The 2,105-nt window shown below is 66.5% G+C and carries 2 protein-coding genes; one reads left to right on the top strand and one right to left on the bottom strand.

What is annotated here, in order from left to right:
* Window positions 1–172: 172 nt before the first annotated feature.
* Window positions 173–817: a histidine phosphatase family protein gene (locus AC13FW_RS17090; protein ID WP_282273399.1), complete on the bottom strand. Its 645-nt coding sequence runs from the start codon at window positions 815–817 to the stop codon at window positions 173–175.
* 298 nt (window positions 818–1,115) lie between these two features.
* Between AC13FW_RS17090 and AC13FW_RS17085 the strand changes: the two genes are divergently transcribed.
* Window positions 1,116–1,988, top strand: coding sequence for a type II toxin-antitoxin system RelE/ParE family toxin (locus tag AC13FW_RS17085; protein ID WP_482989872.1), 873 nt, complete (start codon window positions 1,116–1,118; stop codon window positions 1,986–1,988).
* The last annotated feature ends 117 nt before the right edge of the window (window positions 1,989–2,105 follow it).

Here is a 2,105-nt window from a genome sequence, read left to right as displayed (position 1 = left end):
GTAGTGCCGAGCCATGCTCGGCAGGGGCTTCACCGGTAGAGCCTCAGCCGAGCATGGCTCGGCACTACAGGCGCGGAGCCACGGCTGCGTCAGGCCAGCTAAGTGCCAACCCCTCCCCAGCCCTCCCCTTCGCTACGCGAAAGGGAGGGGGCAACGGCGACCCTGCCCTGCCTTACAGCGCGCGGTGCTTGGCTTCGCCGAAGAATGGGGTGTGATGCGCGCAGTCGTTCAGGCGTACCACTTCCAGGTGCTCGACATCCGGGCCTTCCAACAGGTTCAGCGTGGTCGGAGCCTGACGGAAGCTCCACAGCTTGGAGATCGGCAGGCCGAGGATCCGGCACAGGATCACTCGATTGACCGCGTCATGAGCGACCACCAGCAGAGTGTCGTCGTCACCCAGGCCTTCGGCGGCGGCGGTCAGGCCGCGCCAGCTGCGGTCCAGCACTTGGCGCAGCGACTCACCACCGGGCATCAGCACGGTATCGGGTTCCTCGCGCCAGGCACGCAGGCGCGCCGGGTCTTTTTCATCAATCTCGCTGGCGAGCAGGCCTTCCCACTCACCGTGGGCGATCTCCTGCAGGTCCGGCTCGGTCAGCAACATGGATTCGCGTGCGCTGCCCAATGCGGCCTTGGCGGTGGCCTGCGCACGGCTCAGCGGTGAGGCCACGGCGCGGGTGATCTGCACATCGGCCAACCGCTCACCCAGGGCTTTTGCCTGGGCCTCACCCACCGGCGAGAGGGGAATGTCGATCTGGCCCTGGTAGCGGCCTTCGGCGTTCCACGGCGTTTCGCCGTGACGGGCAAGCAGGATGCGCATGCAGCTGTTTCCATTGTGATGGGGGTCCCCGCCAGCTGTCCGCGGCGGGAGGGGCATCATAGCCCGGCCATGCGCCGATACCGTCCACGGTTACCTTCGATACGGATCCGGCACCCGCACCTGACCCTGCTGTACCCACGGCTTGCCGAAGCCGCAAGACCAGACTGCCCCGATACCCGGCAACAGCACCGACGGCACGGTTGCGCGCCGGGCGCAGGCGTTACCATGCCGGTTCCCTATCGGTGGCACGGTGTGACTTCCGCACGAGGGCAGCAACTTCAAGGCCCCAGAACGCGGCATGACCAACACCCCCAGTTCTCCCAAGCAGTTCAAACTCAAGCTCTGGCATGAACGTCGCGACCGCTGGGTCGCGGTGCTGGTCACGGCTGTGCTGCATGTGCTGATGTTGTTGCTCCTGCTGTACTCCAATCCGCCAGTGGTTTCCTCGCCGCAGGGCTCCTCCGGCGGCGGCCGTACCAAGGTCGATTTCGTCGGCGAGGCACCGCCGTCCACGGAGCAGAGCAAGGTGCCGCCAAAGGACAAGCCCAACAAGACCACGCGTTCACAACCCAAGCCGACCACGCAACGACGCAGCGAGGAACGCAAGCCGGTACCGGAAGCCCGCTATATCGAACCGCCGAGCGAGCCGGAGCAGGAAGAGACCAATACCCAGGAACTGGCGCAGACCCCGGCCGCGCCCGCAGCCGCGGCCAGCCCGTCGGAAACCGTGCCGAGGCGTCCGCAGACCTGGACAGGACGCCCGCCCGGCTCGCTGGACAGGACCACCGCGCAGGACGATTACGGTCGCTCCGCCGGCCAGGGCAATGACAGCGGCAAAAGCGTCGATCGCAGTGCCGGAGCACCGGCCATGGAAGTCGGCGGCTACCAGATCGTCTATGACCTGCTCAGCGAGGAGAAGCTGCGCGCATGGATGGACGGGGCCAAGGAGGTCAATGGCAAGAAGGAATTGTCGATCCCGCTCCCCGGCACCACGTATTTGATGGTCTGCCCCGCCGAGGTCGCGCTGCGCCGTGGCTCCAGCAAGTGCCGCATGCTGCAGGCCGGTTCACCCGAGCTGCAGGACATCGGCGATGCGCGCCAGTTCGTCATCGTGATGTACGTCTACCGCTACGGGGAACTGCTGTGGCGCGGCCCCGGGCCGTACCGCTGAGCCGAACGAAGATGGGTAGTGCCGAGCCATGCTCGGCAAGGGCGCTACCGGGAAAGCCTCTGCCGAGCATGGCTCGGCACGACAGTTGCCAGGCCTCGGCAGCCTTAGCCAGCCAAA

Source organism: Stenotrophomonas sp. 21LCFQ19 (genome assembly GCF_056861425.1).
The sequence above is the reverse complement of the archived record's forward strand: the minus strand, read 5'-3'. Positions and strand labels throughout refer to the sequence as shown.

Bases quoted from the DNA above. Each gene is read 5' to 3' on its own strand.
- AC13FW_RS17090 (WP_282273399.1), bottom strand. From the start codon at position 817: ATGCGCATCCTGCTTGCCCGTCACGGCGAAACGCCGTGGAACGCCGAA.
- AC13FW_RS17085 (WP_482989872.1), top strand. From the start codon at position 1,116: ATGACCAACACCCCCAGTTCTCCCAAGCAGTTCAAACTCAAGCTCTGG.